The organism is Ammoniphilus oxalaticus (assembly GCF_003609605.1).
GTDB classification, from domain to species: Bacteria; Bacillota; Bacilli; order Aneurinibacillales; family RAOX-1; genus Ammoniphilus; species Ammoniphilus oxalaticus.
This window is the reverse complement of sequence record NZ_MCHY01000007.1, coordinates 129,520-147,616: the sequence shown is the minus strand read 5'-3', so window position 1 is coordinate 147,616 and position 18,097 is coordinate 129,520. Positions and strand designations below refer to the sequence as shown.

At 43.1% G+C, this 18,097-nt stretch carries 23 protein-coding genes; 10 read left to right on the top strand and 13 right to left on the bottom strand.

Annotated elements, in window-relative coordinates; genetic code table 11:
• Nucleotides 1–18 precede the first annotated feature (18 nt).
• From BEP19_RS18135 to BEP19_RS05640, 6 genes are all read left to right on the top strand, one after another.
• The gene (locus BEP19_RS18135) at nt 19–153 is read left to right on the top strand and encodes a hypothetical protein (RefSeq protein ID WP_281269272.1); all 135 of its coding nucleotides are present in this window, start codon (nt 19–21) and stop codon (nt 151–153) included.
• A gap of 336 nt (nt 154–489) precedes the next feature.
• Complete coding sequence (epsC, locus tag BEP19_RS05660; RefSeq protein ID WP_211329321.1) at nt 490–1,404, top strand: serine O-acetyltransferase EpsC; 915 nt, start codon at nt 490–492, stop codon at nt 1,402–1,404.
• Between the two features lie 124 nt (nt 1,405–1,528).
• Nucleotides 1,529–2,257, top strand: coding sequence for an iron-containing redox enzyme family protein (locus tag BEP19_RS05655; RefSeq protein ID WP_245983383.1), 729 nt, complete (start codon nt 1,529–1,531; stop codon nt 2,255–2,257).
• A gap of 83 nt (nt 2,258–2,340) precedes the next feature.
• A complete protein-coding gene (gene coaA / locus BEP19_RS05650) occupies nt 2,341–3,264 on the top strand; it encodes a type I pantothenate kinase (RefSeq protein ID WP_120188872.1) in 924 nt (307 codons plus the stop codon).
• A gap of 103 nt (nt 3,265–3,367) precedes the next feature.
• Nucleotides 3,368–4,156 carry a delta-lactam-biosynthetic de-N-acetylase gene (pdaA, locus tag BEP19_RS05645; RefSeq protein ID WP_120188871.1) on the top strand — a complete coding sequence of 263 codons (789 nt, stop codon included), beginning with the start codon at nt 3,368–3,370 and terminating at the stop codon, nt 4,154–4,156.
• 290 nt (nt 4,157–4,446) lie between these two features.
• Nucleotides 4,447–5,613 (top strand): glycosyltransferase family 2 protein, encoded by a 1,167-nt coding sequence (locus tag BEP19_RS05640; protein WP_170145279.1) that lies wholly within the window; start codon nt 4,447–4,449, stop codon nt 5,611–5,613.
• A 51-nt stretch (nt 5,614–5,664) separates the two neighbouring features.
• Here BEP19_RS05640 and BEP19_RS05635 read toward each other — a convergent pair whose 3' ends face one another.
• The 4 genes from BEP19_RS05635 to BEP19_RS05620 all read right to left on the bottom strand — a co-directional run bounded on the left by BEP19_RS05635 (nt 5,665) and on the right by BEP19_RS05620 (nt 7,906).
• Nucleotides 5,665–6,096 (bottom strand): cell wall hydrolase, encoded by a 432-nt coding sequence (locus tag BEP19_RS05635; RefSeq protein ID WP_120188869.1) that lies wholly within the window; start codon nt 6,094–6,096, stop codon nt 5,665–5,667.
• A gap of 82 nt (nt 6,097–6,178) precedes the next feature.
• Complete coding sequence (locus tag BEP19_RS05630; protein ID WP_120188868.1) at nt 6,179–6,580, bottom strand: thiol-disulfide oxidoreductase DCC family protein; 402 nt, start codon at nt 6,578–6,580, stop codon at nt 6,179–6,181.
• Nucleotides 6,577–7,383 carry a TatD family hydrolase gene (locus BEP19_RS05625; RefSeq protein WP_120188867.1) on the bottom strand — a complete coding sequence of 269 codons (807 nt, stop codon included), beginning with the start codon at nt 7,381–7,383 and terminating at the stop codon, nt 6,577–6,579. The genes BEP19_RS05630 and BEP19_RS05625 overlap by 4 nt, the downstream gene beginning before the upstream one ends.
• A 22-nt stretch (nt 7,384–7,405) precedes the next feature.
• Nucleotides 7,406–7,906 (bottom strand): mismatch-specific DNA-glycosylase, encoded by a 501-nt coding sequence (locus tag BEP19_RS05620; RefSeq protein ID WP_120188866.1) that lies wholly within the window; start codon nt 7,904–7,906, stop codon nt 7,406–7,408.
• 212 nt (nt 7,907–8,118) lie between these two features.
• Between BEP19_RS05620 and BEP19_RS05615 the strand changes: the two genes are divergently transcribed.
• The 3 genes from BEP19_RS05615 (at nt 8,119) to BEP19_RS05605 (ending at nt 12,190) form a co-directional block, all read left to right on the top strand.
• Nucleotides 8,119–9,471 carry an aspartate kinase gene (locus BEP19_RS05615; protein WP_120188865.1) on the top strand — a complete coding sequence of 451 codons (1,353 nt, stop codon included), beginning with the start codon at nt 8,119–8,121 and terminating at the stop codon, nt 9,469–9,471.
• Nucleotides 9,472–9,721: 250 nt separating this feature from the next.
• Nucleotides 9,722–10,030, top strand: coding sequence for an ArsR/SmtB family transcription factor (locus BEP19_RS05610; RefSeq protein WP_120188864.1), 309 nt, complete (start codon nt 9,722–9,724; stop codon nt 10,028–10,030).
• A gap of 30 nt (nt 10,031–10,060) precedes the next feature.
• Nucleotides 10,061–12,190: a heavy metal translocating P-type ATPase gene (locus BEP19_RS05605; protein WP_120188863.1), complete on the top strand. Its 2,130-nt coding sequence runs from the start codon at nt 10,061–10,063 to the stop codon at nt 12,188–12,190.
• A 239-nt stretch (nt 12,191–12,429) separates the two neighbouring features.
• Here BEP19_RS05605 and ytxJ read toward each other — a convergent pair whose 3' ends face one another.
• Nucleotides 12,430–12,780: a bacillithiol system redox-active protein YtxJ gene (gene ytxJ / locus BEP19_RS05600; protein ID WP_120188862.1), complete on the bottom strand. Its 351-nt coding sequence runs from the start codon at nt 12,778–12,780 to the stop codon at nt 12,430–12,432.
• A gap of 131 nt (nt 12,781–12,911) precedes the next feature.
• Between ytxJ and BEP19_RS17575 the strand changes: the two genes are divergently transcribed.
• Nucleotides 12,912–13,088: a hypothetical protein gene (locus tag BEP19_RS17575; RefSeq protein WP_170145278.1), complete on the top strand. Its 177-nt coding sequence runs from the start codon at nt 12,912–12,914 to the stop codon at nt 13,086–13,088.
• A gap of 52 nt (nt 13,089–13,140) precedes the next feature.
• Here BEP19_RS17575 and BEP19_RS05595 read toward each other — a convergent pair whose 3' ends face one another.
• From BEP19_RS05595 to BEP19_RS05565, 8 genes are all read right to left on the bottom strand, one after another.
• The gene (locus BEP19_RS05595) at nt 13,141–13,593 is read right to left on the bottom strand and encodes a universal stress protein (RefSeq protein ID WP_120188861.1); all 453 of its coding nucleotides are present in this window, start codon (nt 13,591–13,593) and stop codon (nt 13,141–13,143) included.
• Between the two features lie 142 nt (nt 13,594–13,735).
• The gene (locus tag BEP19_RS17375; RefSeq protein ID WP_147393773.1) at nt 13,736–13,939 is read right to left on the bottom strand and encodes a hypothetical protein; all 204 of its coding nucleotides are present in this window, start codon (nt 13,937–13,939) and stop codon (nt 13,736–13,738) included.
• A 101-nt stretch (nt 13,940–14,040) separates the two neighbouring features.
• Nucleotides 14,041–14,469: an HAD domain-containing protein gene (locus BEP19_RS05590; RefSeq protein WP_120188860.1), complete on the bottom strand. Its 429-nt coding sequence runs from the start codon at nt 14,467–14,469 to the stop codon at nt 14,041–14,043.
• A 60-nt stretch (nt 14,470–14,529) separates the two neighbouring features.
• Nucleotides 14,530–15,696 (bottom strand): cobalamin-independent methionine synthase II family protein, encoded by a 1,167-nt coding sequence (locus BEP19_RS05585; protein WP_120188859.1) that lies wholly within the window; start codon nt 15,694–15,696, stop codon nt 14,530–14,532.
• A gap of 24 nt (nt 15,697–15,720) precedes the next feature.
• The gene (locus tag BEP19_RS05580; protein ID WP_120188858.1) at nt 15,721–16,440 is read right to left on the bottom strand and encodes a sulfurtransferase TusA family protein; all 720 of its coding nucleotides are present in this window, start codon (nt 16,438–16,440) and stop codon (nt 15,721–15,723) included.
• 15 nt (nt 16,441–16,455) lie between these two features.
• Nucleotides 16,456–16,815 carry a DsrE family protein gene (locus tag BEP19_RS05575; RefSeq protein ID WP_120188857.1) on the bottom strand — a complete coding sequence of 120 codons (360 nt, stop codon included), beginning with the start codon at nt 16,813–16,815 and terminating at the stop codon, nt 16,456–16,458.
• Between the two features lie 22 nt (nt 16,816–16,837).
• Entirely contained in the window at nt 16,838–17,059 is a 222-nt protein-coding gene (locus BEP19_RS05570) for a sulfurtransferase TusA family protein (protein ID WP_245983397.1), read from the bottom strand.
• A gap of 24 nt (nt 17,060–17,083) precedes the next feature.
• Nucleotides 17,084–17,758 carry a cytochrome c biogenesis CcdA family protein gene (locus BEP19_RS05565; protein WP_120188856.1) on the bottom strand — a complete coding sequence of 225 codons (675 nt, stop codon included), beginning with the start codon at nt 17,756–17,758 and terminating at the stop codon, nt 17,084–17,086.
• Nucleotides 17,759–18,097 lie beyond the last annotated feature (339 nt).

The window sequence follows — 18,097 nt, the reverse complement described above, 5'->3', positions numbered from 1 at the left end:
AAAAAGGGGTTGTTATAGATGTTTAAAGATCAACAACATATTCTTCCTGTAAACCTAGAAGATTTCATAAAAAAAGTAGAATCCGAAGAAAATTTAGAAAACCTTGTTTCAAGTTTAATCAAAGAATATTTCACCAGGTTGGACAAGTCCTAAATTACGTCCTGCTTTGCCTTCAGGCATTGTCTGGAGGCGCATCTCTTTTATCCCGCCTATATACTCCCTTTCCTAAATCCACGTATTCCCATGCTCTTTCTATTTTTAAAAAAGTTTACATTGGTGTAAATAGAGAAAATCTAGTATACTAGATGACATTAGATGGTTTTAACAAATGATATTAATTGGATTCAAGCAGGACGCTCTGTTTGACTTGAATTTAGTTAAAGCCTTGGCGGATACAGGCTACAAGAGAACCTGAAATCCCAAAGGCGCATAGATAGAAAGACAGCATTTTTCGACGCCAGTCGTATGCGGAGAAGGAGATGGTAGAACGTGCAATACCTTGAAAGTATGATTACCCAACTTCCACAAGTTGTCCGACGTTTACAACAGGAATTTCAAAATAATCCGATCAAAACGTCTCCAAGTTCGGTTAATCGAGAAACAATTGTGCAATTGATGGATGATTTTCAACAAGTGTTATTTCCGGGTCATTTTGGTCCCCAAGAGTTCGTCTATAATCCGACTACTTTAATGGAGCATCTCGGCAGTATTCATTGGACATTGGCCAGACAAATCCATGATAGCGAGGATCATGAATGTTGCGCCTCAAACGATCCAGAAACGAAAAAAAATGATGCGCATTGCTGTAAGCGATTCAAGGAGTCATTTAAAATTGCTAGTCAATTGATTGAAAAATTGCCAACGATTAGACACATGTTGGCTCATGATGTGCAAGCGGCTTATGATGGGGATCCCGCCACAGGAAGCTATGAAGAAATTATCTTGTCATATCCAGGCATTTACGCAATCATGTCCCATCGTCTAGCGCATGAGTTGCATACGTTAGGTGTTCGTTTAATTCCCCGGATCATGACAGAACATGCTCACAACCTAACAGGAATTGATATTCATCCAGGGGCTACAATCGGAAGTCACTTCTTTATTGATCATGGTACGGGCGTAGTTATTGGCGAGACCTGCGAGATTGGTAACCATGTAAAAGTATATCAAGGGGTTACACTCGGCGCCCTCAGCTTTAAAACAGATGAGGTTGGGAATCTTGTGCGCGGAACGAAGCGTCATCCGACCATTGAGGATCATGTCACGATTTATTCTGGGGCGACGATCCTTGGCGGGAATACGGTCATCGGAGAAGGTTCCGTGATTGGAGGGAACGTTTGGTTAATTCAAAGTGTTCCCGCGAACAGCAAAATCATTTCCAAACCAGCCATTGAATGGCGATAAAAAGGTTTAAAACTGGCTTCCTACATGAAGCCAGTTTTTTATTTTTTCCGAATCCATTTTACTTTCCTAAGCTTCGTATTATAATAGGAGACAGTATATATAGATTGTTGTTGAGGTGATAAATTTGTCCAACGGGATCTTACTCGAAAACTATCAACAAGTTGAACAGGAAATGGATCGGCTTGTACAAGAAGCGTTTTTTCAAGCTGATTTTTTACAAACATTAGTGAATGGGGATTATACCGAGGCGCAGTTACGTTATTTTACGATTCAATACAGTTATTATAGTCGCCATTTTCCAAGAGTGTTAGGCGCAGCGATTTCCGCGATGGCGCCAATTGATACATGGTGGGTTCCTTTAGCGGAAAATCTGTGGGATGAGGCGGGCAAAGGCATTCCCGGAAAAGCCCACGAAAAACTTTATCTTACGTTTATGCTAACCGTCGATCCGAGCATTAAAACAGATGAACACGGAATTCCGCGCGATGAACCAATCTCGCCCGCGGTTGAAACAGCGATACAAACATTCATTGATTTTTTCCGAATGGCTTCGCCGTTAGAAGCAATGGCCGCAGTCGGGCTCGGTTCTGAGTTGTTCGCAGGCGATGTGATGGGGCAGATTGGGAAAGGATTTAAACATCCAAATTATAACCGTAAACGTGAAATTAACGTTTTATTTTGGGACGTGCATGCCGACGAACACGAACCACATCACTACCAGCTTTGCAAGGATATTTTGGAGCAATTTACTGAACCGCAAGATTTGCGGACGATGCTTGATGTCGGCCGTCGCATCGCAGAATCAGAAGCATTGATGTACCAACATTTACATGAAGAAATGATGAAGCGATAAAGCTCCGCTTGTGAAAAAACGAACATTTTTTCGCGAAAAATAAAGGGGTTTACCATTAATCTACTACCTTGGAGAAGATCATGATGAACTATTACTTACCATTTATAGAATTTAATAGAGATGATTGGGCTTCATTGTTAGATGAAACCTATGTTCCTTTATCTGAAGCGGAGCTGCAACGACTAAAAGGGGTAAATGAAAAAATCTCCATCCAAGAGGTTGAGGACATTTATATCCCTTTGACTCGTCTGCTTCACCTATATGTTAACGCTTACCAAGAGCTACAACAGCAAAATAATCAATATTTAGGCAGTCGCGCCAAAAAATCTCCCTATATCATTGGAATTGCTGGAAGTGTGGCGGTCGGTAAAAGCACTACAGCTCGCTTGTTGCAAACACTCCTATCTCGACTTTCCAACCGTCCAAATGTAAGCCTTGTAACGACCGACGGATTTCTATATCCGAATGAAATTTTGGAGAAGAAAGGGATTATGAATCGAAAAGGATTCCCTGAAAGTTATGATAGACGGAAACTGCTGCAATTTATTTCGGACGTAAAAGCAGGGAAACCCGCTGTTAAAGCGCCAATCTACTCTCACTTGGAGTATGATATTTTGCCGGATCAATTTGAAGTCGTTGATAACCCGGACATCCTCATTTTCGAAGGGCTGAACGTGTTGCAAACAAATCGAAGTGATCGCGTATTTGTCAGCGATTTCTTTGATTTCTCCATTTACGTCGACGCCGATCAAGAAAATATTAAGCGTTGGTATATCGAACGATTCCTATTATTGCGCGATACCGCATTCCGTGACCCCGACTCGTATTTTCGCGTCTATGCTAATATTTCGGAGGAAGAAGCGATTGAGAAGGCATCGCAAGTTTGGAAAGAGATCAATGAAGTAAATTTGTATCGTAATATCTTGCCGACACGCGGTCGAGCTAAAATGATTTTGCGAAAAGGACCACACCATCATATGGAAAAGATTTACCTTCGCAACTTATAAATGAATGGGATCTATTCCCATAACTGATTTACATATCTTTCACGCGGGGTGGAACAGTAAATAGAGGAGAATCAAGAACAAAAGAAGGAGTGAGCATTTTTTGATGAGCAGACATCTCTTCCGCGCCTCTATGTTAGCAATCCTCTGTTTACTTGTATTGCAACCGCTTGCTTTCGGGTCCGCATATTCGGACAAGCCATTTCATTTTGGATTTAAAAAGTCGAAAAATGGCGAAGTCGCCTCGATCGATCAAGAGGGATTTAAAGAAATTTTGGAAAAACATGAAGCGATCTTCCTTGGAGATACAAGCAAGAAAGAGTTGTATCTTACTTTTGACAATGGATACGAGAATGGTTTTACCCCACAAATATTAGATACGCTTAAGGAAAAGAAAGCGCCCGCAACCTTTTTCGTAACAGGTCATTATATTAAGCAGGAACCTGAATTGTTACAGCGAATGGTAAAAGAGGGACATATTATTGGCAACCATTCATGGAATCACCCGGACATTACTACAGTTTCTAACGAAAAGATGGAAAATGAGCTTAATTCCGTGCGCGATGCTGTTCTTGAGAGCGCGGGACAAAAGGAAATGAAGTTTTTAAGAACACCGCGGGGTATTTTCAATGAACGCACTTTAGCAGTAAGTAAAGAATTGGGTTACACGAATGTGTTCTGGTCGATTGCCTATATGGATTGGGATGTAAAGTCCATCAAGGGTTGGCAGCATGCCTTCGATAAAGTAACTTCCCAATTACACCCAGGAGCTGTCATTTTATTGCACTCCATTTCTAAAGATAATGCGGATGCGCTCGGAAAGATCATTGATGAAGCCCGTAAACAGGGGTATGAGTTTAAAAGTTTAGACGAGTTAACGACAAAACATTATTAAATCTAAAGTAAATTTGACTATGCTTCAGTGTGTTCTTGCAAATGACCGCCTATATTGAGGCGGTTTTTTTGACTCCTTGTTGCGCAAGCGCATATAATTTGGTTAAGGGAAACATTTTTTCAGAAAGGGGTAGTGAGTTCAATGAAAAATCGCATGATTACCCGACTAAAGGGTTTTGCCAAAATTGGTTACAATCTAGGTATCCTAACACATCTCGAAAAAGAAGAGGTCTTGTCCAAAATTAAACAAAAAAATTCTAAAAGTCGGTATCGATAAAGGAGCAGATGTTGTTGACATCGTTTTTTCAGTTGTTAGCCACGATCATCTTTGTCGTTTGGGTCTGTAATTTTTTAATTCATTGGTTTGGACTAAAACGCCTACCGCGCTTACCAATTGTTTATCGCGCGCTGCGTGATGAACCGTTTGTTTCCGTAATTATTGCCGCTAAAGATGAAGCGCCGTCGATTGCTCAAACGATGAAGCGTTTGTTGGCTCAACAGTATGGAAAGATGGAATTGATAGTCGTCAATGATCGTTCAACGGATCAAACGGGGCTCATCGCCGAGCAAACCGCGGCGCAAGCAACAAGTGGAATGGCTATAAAGATCATTCACATTGATCATCTTCCAAACGGCTGGCTAGGCAAAAATAATGCTTTACAGACAGGCTATAAGCAAGCGAGAGGCGATTATCTCTTATTCACCGATGCCGACGCGCGATTTCATCCCGATACGATTCGTTCAGCGATTAGCTATACGCTTGATCATCAACTTGATCATTTGACACTGGCCCCGTTCATGAAAGCGCGGGGTTTTTGGCTACGCGGCTTTGTACATTATTTTATGTTTTCTTTATCGATGGTTAAATGGCCCTGGCTTCCGAACAATGATCGCCAACGAAAATCGGGTTATGGGATCGGAGCCTTTAATCTATTGTCAAGAAATGCTTATGAACAGATCGGTAAGCATGAGGCGATTGCGATGCGTCCAGATGACGATTTACAGTTAGGCGCGAAAGTGAAGCAGGCAGGTTTAAAACAACGCTTCTTGGTTGGTAAACAATTGCTGGAAGTGGAATGGTACCCCAGTTTACGGGACGCAATCGTTGGATTAGAGAAAAATATGTTTGCAGGCCTTCGCTATTCCATTCCGCTTTTAATTGGGGCCATCTTAGGGAAATTGATCTTCTATTTTCTTCCTTTTATTGCGATTTGGTTTGCTACAGGATGGACACTACTTGCCTATGGCGTGACGATCGGGTTGATTTTAATTCTCTATACGCGTTATACGTATCAAATGAGCGGGGAACGAGCGATAGAGGTAATCGTCATACCACTGCTCATTCTATTGTTCCTATTTGTTACAATCCGCTCCTGTTTGCTTACCTTAAACAGGGGGGGCATGTACTGGCGCGGCACGTTTTACACTTTAGACGAACTGAGGAAACAGCAGAAGTAAAAATGACCTGGAAAGAGCAATTCGCTTTTTCCAGGTCACATTGCTAGAACTTTAATATGTGTTATAAATATCGGCGCATGTTGCGCCCGTTGGTTCATAGAAGCAATGCGCTTTATATTGACCTATGAACGGTTGATTCCACCATTGCGGCGGACAATTTCCTGTCGGTCGAAAATACCACAAGCTAAATTTTCCCGGCCAAAAACGTTCGCCATTAATGACCCTTTGCGCGATCTGTTTGTCACGCTCCCTTGCCTTTTGATAAAAGTAAGGTTTTTGAACCGCCTCAAATCCGCCAGGACTTTGAAAAATCATTTGTTGGATCGTGCGAATCCCCTCAAAATCCGAACATGAGACCCTAACTCGGTTGATCCCGACATTACCAACGAGTAGCATGCCCATTTCCCCTTCGCCTTCCGCTTCCGCTCGCAGCAGTCTTGCTAAGAGGTCTATTTCTTCGGCCCGCGCCTTCACAACTGCCATACGTTCACCTCATTTAGAATCGTTACTTCGTACGATAACAGCATATTGAACAGTCCGCGAATCGGTGAGCGAAAGTCCCAATTTAGTCTAGATCTAGAAATTTAGCCCGAACCTCAGGGGAGGGGATCATACATGTTTCTTGTTTTCCGAACCAACGATACCGATTGTTTGCAACCATCCGATAAACTGGATCGCGCGCCCATTTTGGTATGCCCCTAAAAACATACAAAAGCTTCCAGGCGCCACCTAATTGCTTACAAATGCGCAAAACAGCGTCAGACTGTAGATATACCTTTCCCGCGTCAATTACCGCCAATGATTGAAGATCGTTCGGAAGCTGGTAATGAGCTAATAACGCTTGCCCCGCAGCAGATTGCAACGAACAAAAACGAAAACGATCCGCATCGTCCCGGTTTAATATAAATTGGACAGATCCATTACAAAAGGAGCATACTCCATCGAATAAGATGACAGCGTGATTCATCCGATCCCTCCAACTCGACAAGGGCCGATTAAGTTTAGAACGTTTTGGGCGGTTGTGTTGATGACGGTTTCAAGCGGGATTCCCTTTTGATGAGCGACATGATTGGCGACCTCTTTCAAAAATAAAGGAGTTGTAGATTGCCCTTCAAAAGGTCCTTGGAACGGCCAAGGACCATCCGTTTCTATCAATAGCTGATTCAATGGAACCCTTGCCAACAATTGTTGATCGCGTTCACGGTAACACACTTCAGGGGTGACAGAGATAAAGTAACCCGCTCGCAACAATTGATCTACGGTAGCAGCGGGAGCCTTGAGCCAATGAAAGTGAGCCCGAGCAATGTTATATTTCTGCAATAGATCGAAAGCGACCTGCGCGCGTTCGTGAACAGCATGCAGCAGCATAGGCAAGTCAAGTTCATTGGAGAGTAAACAAAATTGTTCAAGTAATTTTAAAGCGTCAGCAAATGCGGGCGGAGCGCTCATCGTTTGTTCCTGATAAATATAATGAGGCAAGCCAACTTCGCCAATAGCGGAAATCACGTTTCGTTCACCTCGAAGCAAAGAAAATAATTCTTGTTGATCTCGCTCGCAAGGGAGTGGTTGTTCTGGATGAATCCCAAGGGCAATAAACACAAAGGTTGGATATTTCTCCCGCAACTCCAGGGTCCGATAGGCGGATGCCAAGTCGCTTGAGACCGCCATGACGCCAGCAATCCCGGCATGTTGCCACTGATCAACTAGCGCCGCCAACTGGGCGGGTGGGTATTGGTCAAGGTGAAGATGAGCATCAATATAACCCCGCATCGTTCATCGCTCCTTTCATTATTTATAATAACGCATGAATTTGTTTATAGATGCCAACAATCTCGTTCAATTTCATTCGAACTAAGCCGCTTGAGGACGGAGCGACAAACTCGTCTATCCCTTGAATCACCGGATCTCCTTGAACACCCCAGTTTACTTGTCTTTTCCTGCTATATTGTTGATAAACCCCTTTACCGACAAAACAAACGACACGTGGCCAATAAAGTTTAAGCTTTTTAACTAAAATCTTTCTTCCTTGTTCATACTCCTCATTACTAATTTCCGCGGCTGTTTTGGTTGGCCTAGCAACGATATTGGTTAAGCCGTAACCAAGCGATAGCAATTGTCCATCCTCTTGCGCCGAATATTTTCGATCGGTTAAACCAGCTTGATACAAAATAGTCCAGAAACGATTATTCGGATTGGCATAGTGATGTCCTGTTTCACTGGAACGAATGCTTGGATTAAAACCAACAAACAAAATATCGAGATTTTCTCTTAAATGATCAGGAATTGGCTCCATTCAAACCCCTCCGAAAGCTAATCTTACGCTTATTATGATGGATTACTTGTTTGTAATCAATTTGGGTGAAGAAAGGGATTGCATCCTACACGGAATCGAGCGATAATAGAATTTATTCAAAGCATTGGTTCGCATCGCTTTGCTTGGTGTATGTTTGGGTTGTTGGCTAATTTATATCGGTAGTAAAATGATAGGGCTATGGGGGAAGAGAGATGAAGGTAGCGAAATTTGGCGGGACTTCACTCGCATCTGGAGAACAAATACAGAAAGTATTTCAAATTATTAAAGCGGATCCGTTGCGTAAGTTTGTCGTCGTTTCCGCGCCAGGTAAGCGAGATCAAGATGACACGAAGGTCACAGATTTACTGATCGCTTGCGCGGAACAGTTTCTAAAACATGGTGAAGGCAAAGAACAGTTCGAAGCTGTTATTTCAAGATATACTGAAATTGCAAAATATTTAAACTTAACAATGGATATTATTGACCGAATTTCAATGGATCTATTAGAAATTCTGCACGGTGATCGAAGCAATCCCAATCGTTTTATGGACGCGGTCAAAGCAAGCGGGGAAGACAATAACGCAAAGCTAATTGCTCACTACTTTAATAGTGAAGGATTAGAAGCCCACTATGTCAGTCCAAAAGAGGCGGGTTTAATTGTAAGCGATGAGCCAGGCAATGCCCAAGTGCTGCCTGAATCGTATGATCGTTTGCGGTTGTTACGTGATCGAACAGGCGTGCTCGTTTTTCCTGGCTTTTTTGGCTACTCGCAAGACGGTCAAATTGTCACTTTTTCAAGAGGTGGTTCTGATATTTCTGGCTCGATCTTAGCGGCAGGCGTTCAAGCCGAAGTGTATGAAAACTTTACAGATGTGGATTCTGTCTTTTCGGTCAATCCAAACATCGTAGAAAATCCAAAAGAAATCGCAGAGTTAACGTACCGAGAAATGCGTGAACTATCGTATGCGGGATTTGCTGTATTTCATGACGAGGCATTGATTCCCGCGTTTCGCGCGCAAATACCAGTGCAAATTAAAAATACGAACAATCCGACTGCGACAGGGACGAAAATTGTGCACGTCCGTTCGTACACAAATGGGCCAGTCGTAGGTATTGCCAGTGACAACGGATTTTGCAGCCTGTATGTCAGTAAATATTTAATGAACAGAGAGATTGGTTTCGGTCGTCGACTACTTCAGATTTTAGAAGATGACAACATTTCATATGAACATACACCATCAGGGATTGACGATATTTCGGTTATTTTCCATCAGAATCAATTAGACCCTGAAACCGAAGAGAAGATTGTTGAGCGCATTTATAAAGAACTTGGCGCTGATAACGTCGTTGTAGAACGGAACTTAACGATGGTCATGATCGTCGGCGAAGGGATGCGGCACAATGTCGGCACGACAGCTAGAGCCGCCAACGCTTTAGCCCAAGCTGGAGTTAATATTGAAATGATTAATCAAGGCTCATCTGAAGTCAGTATGATGTTTGGTGTAAAAGGCGTCGACGAAAAACGAGCGGTTCAAGCGTTATACGAAGAATTCTTTTCAAACTAAAAATAAAGGCAACAAAAAAAAGACGGCGGCAACAAATGCTGTCTTTTTTTTGTTGCCGACTATGACCCATGTTCAATAAGTTGACGAAAGAAGCGTCCTTTCTCTTTTATAAAAAGTATATTACGCCGCAGTTAATCCAGAATATGGATGTTGGAGTAGAGGCTTCGTCTCTTAAAGCTTGCCATTTTCAAAGCAACATAGTACCATATATGAACACATGCTCATATATTAAATAGCAAAGGTGGAAAATATGGAAGAAGAAAAATACGATTTTTTATCCGATCAAACGATTGAAGATGTCGCGCGCACTTTTAAAGCGCTCGCTGATCCAACTCGCGTAAGAATACTACACTTGTTATCACAACAAGAGTGTTCAGTTGGACATATTTCCAGTGTCTTAAAATTATCTCAATCTGCCGTCTCTCATCAGTTGTCTTATCTACGACAGTTGCGTTTGGTTAAGAACCGTAGGGAAGGCCAAACTTTCTACTATACATACGACGATGAACATGTGATCACAATCCTAAAGCAGATGGTTCATCACATCTTACACGATTGAAGCCGTGGGAACAGGAAGGAAGTGAAGGTAATGAGTCAAGCGCGAAGTTTACAAAAATCCGTCTATCGGATTCATGGCTTTACATGAGCAGGATGCGCTTCTCGGTTCGAGAAGAATGTTAAGGCGATCACGACGGTACAGGACGCCATCGTTAATTTTGGAGCGGCCAAATTGACCTTATATGGAGTAGCGACAGTTGAGCAGTTAGAACAAGCGGGAGCTTTCGAAAACATAACCGTGATACCCGAGGGCCAGCAGCTAGAAGCTAAGCGCGGTCCACAGTGGAAAAAGAAACAAAATATCCCTGTCCTTATCTCCACACTCCTGCTCATACTCGGCTGGTTCATCGGTAAGTATGGTTCAACGCACGCAGTAGTTCCGGTCCTGTTTTATGCCAGTTCCATGATCATTGGCGGGCATCGCTTGTTTAGGGCTGGCTTACAACAATTGGTCCGTTTTGATTTTGATATGCGAACCTTAATGACTGTCGCTGTAATCGGAGCGGGAATCATCGGGGAGTGGGGGGAAGCGGCAACAGTTGTGTTGTTGTTTGCGATCAGCGAAGCCCTTGAAAGATACTCCATGGATCGCGCCCGCCAATCCATTCGATCGCTCATCGATATTGCGCCAAAAGAAACATGGGTAAGACGCGGTGACAAAGAACTGCTTATTTCAGTAGAAGAAATCGTGATCGGTGACCAAATGATCGTTAAACCAGGCCAAAAAATAGCGATGGATGGCATTGTTCAGAAAGGATTCTCGACAGTTAACCAAGCGCCAATTACAGGTGAGCCGATCCCCGTTGAAAAAGGGCTTGGTGATTCTGTTTATGCGGGCACGTTAAATGAAGAAGGGCTGCTTGAAGTAACCGTAACCAAACGCTCGGAGGATACGACGCTTGCGAAAATTATTCATTTGGTTGAGGAAGCGCAAGCGGAACGGGCCCCAACGCAAGCATTCGTCGATCGTTTTGCGAAATATTATACACCTTTGATTATGCTCTTGTCTCTTTGTGTTATCATCGTTCCGCCGCTTCTTTTTGGAGCGGATTGGAATAAGTGGATTTATGAGGGGCTAGCCGTGTTAGTCGTCGGTTGTCCGTGCGCCTTAATTATTTCTACACCCGTTTCAATCGTAACTGCAGTTGGCAATGCCGCCCGCAATGGAATATTGATTAAAGGCGGCGTTCATTTGGAAGAGCTCGGACGAATTTCAGCGATTGCATTTGATAAAACGGGTACGTTAACGTATGGCGTTCCTCAAGTGGCAGAATTGATCGCATACGATGTGGATCAAGCCGAAGCGCTTAAAATCGCAGCTGCTTTGGAAAAAGGATCGGCGCATCCACTTGCCGCTTCCATTATAAAAAGGGCGGAAGAGGAGAGCGTCGATTATAGCGAGCTGCAGGTTGACCAGTTTACCTCTTTAACAGGGAGAGGAATCAAAGGAAAAATAAATAATGAATGGTATTATTTAGGCAGCCCAAAACTTTTCGGAGAATTAGAAGTTGAATTAACGGATGATATAAAGCAACAAGTGAAATATCTGCAAGAGCAAGGTTACACTGTGATGTTGTTGGGAACAGACAAACGTCTTCAATTGCTGATTGCTGTCGGCGATCAAATCCGTTCGGGCGCTGCAGGCGTAATTAAACGATTGCATCATTTAGGCATAAAACAGACTTTAATGCTAACAGGAGACAATCAGGCCGCAGCGAAAACAATCGCCAATTCCGTAGGGATTCAGGAAACAAAAGCGGAATTGTTACCGCAAGACAAACTTGCGTTTATTAAGAAACTACGCGATGACGGTAAGCGGGTCGCGATGGTTGGAGATGGCGTCAATGATGCGCCAGCTTTAGCCGCGTCCACGGTTGGAATCGCGATGGGCGGCATCGGCGCCGATACAGCTCTCGAAACAGCCGATATTGCGCTGATGGCGGATGATATTCAGAAATTGCCGTTTGCAGTAGGTTTGAGCCGCAAGACAATGAGCATCATAAAACAAAATATTTCATTCGCAATCGGGATTAAATTAATTGCGTTGTTACTTGTCATTCCTGGTTGGTTAACGTTGTGGTTAGCCATTTTCTCAGATATGGGAGCGACGATTCTCGTCACGTTAAATGGCTTGCGATTGCTTCGCGTCAAAGACACATGATATGATAATATGATAAAAGGAAGGTATCTGCATTCGATGCCTTCTTTCTTATATATAACGTAACAAAACTTGCATTTTGTAACCCTATTTTAATCATATAAAATCAAAACAAAAAACGACCAGCTCGGTCGTTTGAATTTCTTTCGTCCCCTTCTTCTTTGTCTTTTCGGGCGCCATTGTTCAATCGGGATCTTTAATTGTTCGCTATAGAAGTTTGAAGCGGCCTCATCTTTTGACCCTTAAGATTCATCCGTTTGCATCGCTTCATGAATCGCCTTGCTCGTAATTTTCCAATGTGACGCATGCCATACCGCTTGCTTGTTTTCGATCAGAATTGCTTGCGGTGACTCGTGTTTTACCTGGGTATCATCCGTGATCCGATTTGAAACGGGCCTTGTCTCAATTACTTTCACAAAAACGTAGTTAACATCGGATCGGGGCTCTTCCTTTAAGTATTTTTCAAATTGTTGCAGAGCCTCTGAGCTAATTGGACATGTTGTGCTATGTTTAAACACAAACAGAGGTTGTTGATTCGATGCTCCCAACGCTTCGTTCCATTGTTCAAGATCCGTTAATTCTTTCCAATTCATATCAATTACCATCCTTTATCTATTTGATTACATTTGATTATAGCGCAAACAAAGGAAAATAAAGGAATAATTTTCATTCTCCCTGCTTAAACTTGACTGTATAACACACTTTCATTTAGAGGAGTGATCACGTGACGAAAACACAACCACGAAACCGATTTGTTATTATGCCTGATTTGAAACAATCGAATACATTTATTATCTACGATTCCTTATTAGAACAACATATCGGTCGACCCGGTTCGCTACAAAGCGGTTTAGAGATGGCATCCTATTTGAACCGCATGACCCCACAATTTATCAAATAAAAAGACGTCTACTACCTAACGTGACGTCTTTTTTACCATTGTTATATAGGCGCTAGATGTTGTCGTCGGAACGAGCAACAAGCACGTCGCATTTTGCATAGCGAACAATATGTTCAGCCACACTCCCGATGATATATCGCGGTAAGCCACTGAATCCCGTTGCGCCGCAGACAACTAAATCAACTTTACGCTCCGGAATAATTTCATTGACGATTTTAGCTTTAGCTGATCCAAACGCGACAAATGTTTCAACATTTGTTAAACTGCTTCCTTTGGCTTTCGTCTCAAAACCATCTAATAAGTCTTGCGCGTCTTGTTCCAACTGTTCATAAAGTTGTTTTTGATAAGTTGCATCGACCTTTCCAAATGGACGATCATCTATCACATGACAAATGATTAATTTCGCTTCATTTTCCCTGGCAAGACGAATCGCTCGATTAAACGCAACTTCTGAGGCATCAGATTCATCTACAGCCACCAAAATTTTAGTATAGGTCTTACTCATATTTTGTCACTCCCCACTTCATTTTCTGAGAAAAATTATCCATATCTTAAAATAGTATGGTAGAAGAGCCGATTCTTGTCAAGTTTAGTCACACTAAAGAAGCCACCGCGCAATCAAACGGTGGCTCTTTACTTGCCAGAGATTAAACGATTCGACAGCGCGGAACCCCACGGTGTCGGTACGCTTCGTATCGCTCTTTTGAAATTCGCTTAATAACAACTTCATCTCTACGAAACAATTTATCGTCGACAAGGATTGCAAAGTAACGATTTCCGTCTCTTATGACACAGCTAATGTTTTTATAAACGCTGCGGTGGCGACGGCGTCTGCAATGTTGACAATGCATATGCGGCACCTCCCTTCTACTTATAGAAGATGCCGCAAGCATGCCTTTTGATTGTACGCTTAACCTAGTTCATGTCTATTTAATTTTTTTGACCGAAATAATTAAGAGGACAACATTTCAATCGCTCGATCGCGAGCAGTTTCGTCTAACCCTGTGTCTCGATTCGTCTGCACTAAATAAGGGCGAACCTTCCCCATGTTATCGTAATCATCAATGATCACAAACTTTTCGATCTGTGTCGCTGGATCAAGCTCCGCCTCTTCCAAATACTGTTGAATTTCCTCGCCGCGTGGACCGCGCGTAATTGGAGTAACGCCGATCAAAACATCTGACGGAATTCCATTTCTCGTAAATAGATCGCGTAACATTGTCAAACCCATCTGTCGATACGTCGAACTAACAACGATTTTAGCGTTCGTTTGCTTCAAGATTTCTTGAAGATTGCGCACACATTCGGAATCAAATTTCCCTTGACCGATGACATTCCCTGTAATCATTACTCCATCAAAATCTAAAAAAATGACTTTCATTATCGTATCACTCTTTTTCATATGATTTAACCATATGATAGCATCGAATAGAAGGTTGCCTCAATCTATTTGTTGTCTCAATCGTTTGGCGGCCTCAACCATCACCTTTAGTTTCTGTTTAGCGTTCTCGATTGAGTTCATCGGTCGCTGGGCAAATGTCCCAAAACCGCAGTCAGGATTGAGAAAAATATGCTCAGGCGCTAAAAAATTAGCCGCCTCTCTTCCCCGCTCTACGAGTTGTTCAATAGACTCAATCTCCTCTGTTCGAGGATTGACAATACCTAGACCTAGCTGCTTCCCTTCGAGGCTCTTGATCACATCAAGTTCCCCCGCGCGCGGCGTCGCATATTCAAGAATGAATTGGTCAACATCCATTTGCTCCAAGTATGGAATCAGCGGCGAATAAGGCCCGCGTAAAAGAACGTCCTCCTGAGTGCTCCAGTTGCCGCGACAAATATGAACGCCAATTAGCGTTCCTCGTCCACGCATATCATCGACTACTTGATTAATCAGATCTGTCGCAAAACGAAGCTCCTCCTCTTTGTCCGCTTTCGCTGTCAGAGCGCCGCACATAAATGTCCGATTCGCGTTCTTCTGTGTAAAAACAAGTTCAGTCAAGACTGGTTCATCTAGTTGAATAAAGAAGACGCCTGCCTTAATCAAATCCTCTAGCTCTTCTCGTAAAATCCGAACGACATCTTCCGCTAATGACTCTTTCGTAGGATACGTCGCCGCAGATAACCCTTCCACCCACATTGACCGCGTTAAAAGGTACGGACCTGGTAAAGCGATTTTAATAGGACGGTCAGTGTGTTGGCGCAAAAATTCATATTCATCCAGCGCAAGTGACGTTTTTCTTTTAATTTTACCGACGGCGGCTGGGTTGGAAAGCGAATATGCGGGCACATCTAACGCCCCAAGAATCTCTTCGAAGCCGGCTTTATCTTCAACATAGTCGAGTAATTCGGAAACGGTTAACATCTTCACGTTGTCTAGTTTTTCCGCGACAAAAGAGATAAAATTATCGCGCCGTTGCTCCCCATCGGACACAATATCTAAACCAACTTCCTCTTGAGCTCGCAAACAATCAAGCGTCGCTTGGTCAGCGATTTTTTGAAACTCTTCGTCCGTTATCCGCCCCGCTCTTTTTTCTCTTAGGCCAACAAGCACTTCTCTCGTCCGTGGCCAACTTCCGACGACTGTGGTTGGAAATAATGGCAATGACATCAACATCATCCTCCCTATCATTCATTAAAATACAACCGATAAATTAATTTTCAACTCTACCTGTTTACATAATGTTTGGTAGATCGGCGAACGTTCAATTACGCGTTGCCAAACTTCTTCTAATTTGTCTTCCTCTTCAGGCGAACTGACATAAAACGTTCCGGTTATCTTAGAAAAGGCAGGTGTGCCCGTATCTTCCAGTTGCAAATGATAGAGCACATTGTCTAGTCTTCCGCGCAAACTGCATTCGACCGCATCTATGATTAGGTTTTGGCGGGAACAGTTAAGTTGAAACCCGACCGTCAAACAAGAGCCGAGCGCAGCCAATAAATAATCAACGCTGCTGGGTTGATCGACTTGCGCGCTGAAATCAGCGGGTTGACCCGATCGAAACGAATGATTGCGGCTATAAATTTGCGCTGTCGCGCCCGCCTCACCGCGAACACGAACCGCCCACTGATAGCCTCGGGCCGCTTCTAAATCTTGTTGTAAATCGTCCTCCTCCCCACCTTTACGAATGAAATAGCTCACATCCAGTTCATTCGGTCGCGCGCCGATAAAATCATGCTTGACCATCCGACACCAGATCGGCAAATCATCCGCAACCGTTTTATCTCTACTTCGCACTTCTAACACGTTTCCAACTTGCAATGGATCGATACTATTTTTAATGATGAGCAGAAGACCTGAACCGCAGTCCAGGTCTCCGCCATCACAGATCGCCTGTGGGTTTGGAAAGTCCATTGTTTTTTATGCCTCCTAGTATGTAATACAAGCGGCGCCTTGCGATAAAAATTCCACTAACCTTGCTCCGCCGACAATCGTCGCCCCAGCAATTAGTTGCTCCTCGGTTAAATCACGCTTATTGTAGCAAGGGCTGCACACCCAAACTGTCCCGCCAGCTTCTATAAATTGATCCATTAATTGTTTCAATGGCGCAAAACCTTCTTCATGGATTTCATCAGCATACCCTTTCGACGCTAAATACGATCCTTCCACATTAAGAAATACAACCGTTTCCTGACCAGACGCGACCGCGGCGTTGGCGACAACAAAACCTACTGTCGCTTTATCCGAATCATTTTTTGCGCTTGTAATACTCACTGCTAATTTTGACATCTTCTTTTCCTCCAGTTATGTTTTATTTTTTTTGAATATAATAGTGATGGATGCCGCCTTCGTCTTTACGGTCTAATAACGTATGACCTTGTAGTCGGCACCAGGCGGGGATATCTTCTCGCGCGCCCAGATCATATGAGATCACTTCAATGATCTGTTGCGACTCCATCTTTTTCATCGTCATAAACAAATTCATGATCAATTCACCGCATCCTGTTGGACCGGCGTCATACACCCTAGCCACTTGATACAAGATACTTCACCTCGCTTAGTTCATTCCAAGCAATCCTTTAATGGCCACGCTAATTTTCCATTTTCCTAAATCGGTAATCCAATTCAACTTACCAACGACCATGAGGACACCAATCGACATCATCAAGGCTCCGCCTGCTTGTTCAACCCGTCTCATTTTGTCGCCCAATTTTTGAGTCAAAAGTCGCAGCGGCTCAAAAAACAGGAATGAGAGCAAAAACATAAGGGCGAAACCTAAACAATAAGCAAACATGAGGGCCAAATTGCTTAGAAAATTACCGTTGACCGTAATCACGAGTAAAACGGTTCCTAAAAAGATCGGACCCCACCCAGGCGCGATTACCATGCCCGCTACAAAAGAACGAACGTACCCAGGTTTAACCGAGCCCACTGAACCCGTTGCCGCTGTTTCAAGCTTAACTAGTTGGTTTGGAAGCTTAAATCGCAAGATCTTCATCTGGTAAAACCCTAATAAGATCAAGATGAATCCAGCTACAACCTGTACCCACTGCACAATCGATCGCACGGATTCGCCAATAAAGGAAGCGATCGCCCCGAGTGTCATCATCACGACGATAAAGCCCAGGATAAAAAATAAAGCATTTTTCCAAAATCTTTGTCGCAATGTTTTTCCATCCGCAACCGAACTGGCTGCTTCCCCGCTTAAATAACCGAACAAAGCGGGCATCATGGAAAGCACTCAAGGGGCGCAAAAAGCAAGAGCGCCGACGCCAAACGTGAGCAATACTGAAAATTGATCCACCTAGCTTTCCTCCTTTCTATGAAAGTAAATCAAATTATAACATAACCTTATTTTTAATATAAGCACATAAGCGCGAAAGAGAGGAGCCACTGCGTAAAATGAGACCTATTGTCCCAACGAAATAGATCGCAACTAAATAATGAGCCTGATTTCAATTACAATGAAATCAGGCTCGATATGTATGATTAAAATTTAATTTATTATAGTAAAAATTCCTTGGTTTACATAAGGAACAAAGATATTAAAAACGGGACTGTCTTCATCGAC

Excerpts from the sequence above, each read along its gene's own strand:
- ytxJ (WP_120188862.1), bottom strand. The coding sequence starts at position 12,780 with ATGAATTGGAAAGAATTAACGGATCTTGAACAATGGAACGAAGCGTTG.
- BEP19_RS05635 (WP_120188869.1), bottom strand. The coding sequence starts at position 6,096 with ATGGCAGTTGTGAAGGCGCGGGCCGAAGAAATAGACCTCTTAGCAAGA.
- BEP19_RS05625 (WP_120188867.1), bottom strand. The coding sequence starts at position 7,383 with ATGCGGGGTTATATTGATGCTCATCTTCACCTTGACCAATACCCACCC.
- BEP19_RS05620 (WP_120188866.1), bottom strand. The coding sequence starts at position 7,906 with ATGGAGCCAATTCCTGATCATTTAAGAGAAAATCTCGATATTTTGTTT.
- BEP19_RS05575 (WP_120188857.1), bottom strand. The coding sequence starts at position 16,815 with ATGTCAAAATTAGCAGTGAGTATTACAAGCGCAAAAAATGATTCGGAT.
- BEP19_RS17375 (WP_147393773.1), bottom strand. The coding sequence starts at position 13,939 with ATGCATTGTCAACATTGCAGACGCCGTCGCCACCGCAGCGTTTATAAA.
- BEP19_RS05630 (WP_120188868.1), bottom strand. The coding sequence starts at position 6,580 with ATGAATCACGCTGTCATCTTATTCGATGGAGTATGCTCCTTTTGTAAT.
- coaA (WP_120188872.1), top strand. The coding sequence starts at position 2,341 with ATGAACTATTACTTACCATTTATAGAATTTAATAGAGATGATTGGGCT.
- BEP19_RS05615 (WP_120188865.1), top strand. The coding sequence starts at position 8,119 with ATGAAGGTAGCGAAATTTGGCGGGACTTCACTCGCATCTGGAGAACAA.
- BEP19_RS18135 (WP_281269272.1), top strand. The coding sequence starts at position 19 with ATGTTTAAAGATCAACAACATATTCTTCCTGTAAACCTAGAAGATTTC.
- BEP19_RS05565 (WP_120188856.1), bottom strand. The coding sequence starts at position 17,758 with ATGATGCCCGCTTTGTTCGGTTATTTAAGCGGGGAAGCAGCCAGTTCG.
- BEP19_RS05585 (WP_120188859.1), bottom strand. The coding sequence starts at position 15,696 with ATGTCATTGCCATTATTTCCAACCACAGTCGTCGGAAGTTGGCCACGG.
- pdaA (WP_120188871.1), top strand. The coding sequence starts at position 3,368 with ATGAGCAGACATCTCTTCCGCGCCTCTATGTTAGCAATCCTCTGTTTA.
- BEP19_RS05595 (WP_120188861.1), bottom strand. The coding sequence starts at position 13,593 with ATGAGTAAGACCTATACTAAAATTTTGGTGGCTGTAGATGAATCTGAT.
- BEP19_RS05590 (WP_120188860.1), bottom strand. The coding sequence starts at position 14,469 with ATGAAAGTCATTTTTTTAGATTTTGATGGAGTAATGATTACAGGGAAT.
- BEP19_RS05610 (WP_120188864.1), top strand. The coding sequence starts at position 9,722 with ATGGAAGAAGAAAAATACGATTTTTTATCCGATCAAACGATTGAAGAT.
- BEP19_RS05580 (WP_120188858.1), bottom strand. The coding sequence starts at position 16,440 with ATGGACTTTCCAAACCCACAGGCGATCTGTGATGGCGGAGACCTGGAC.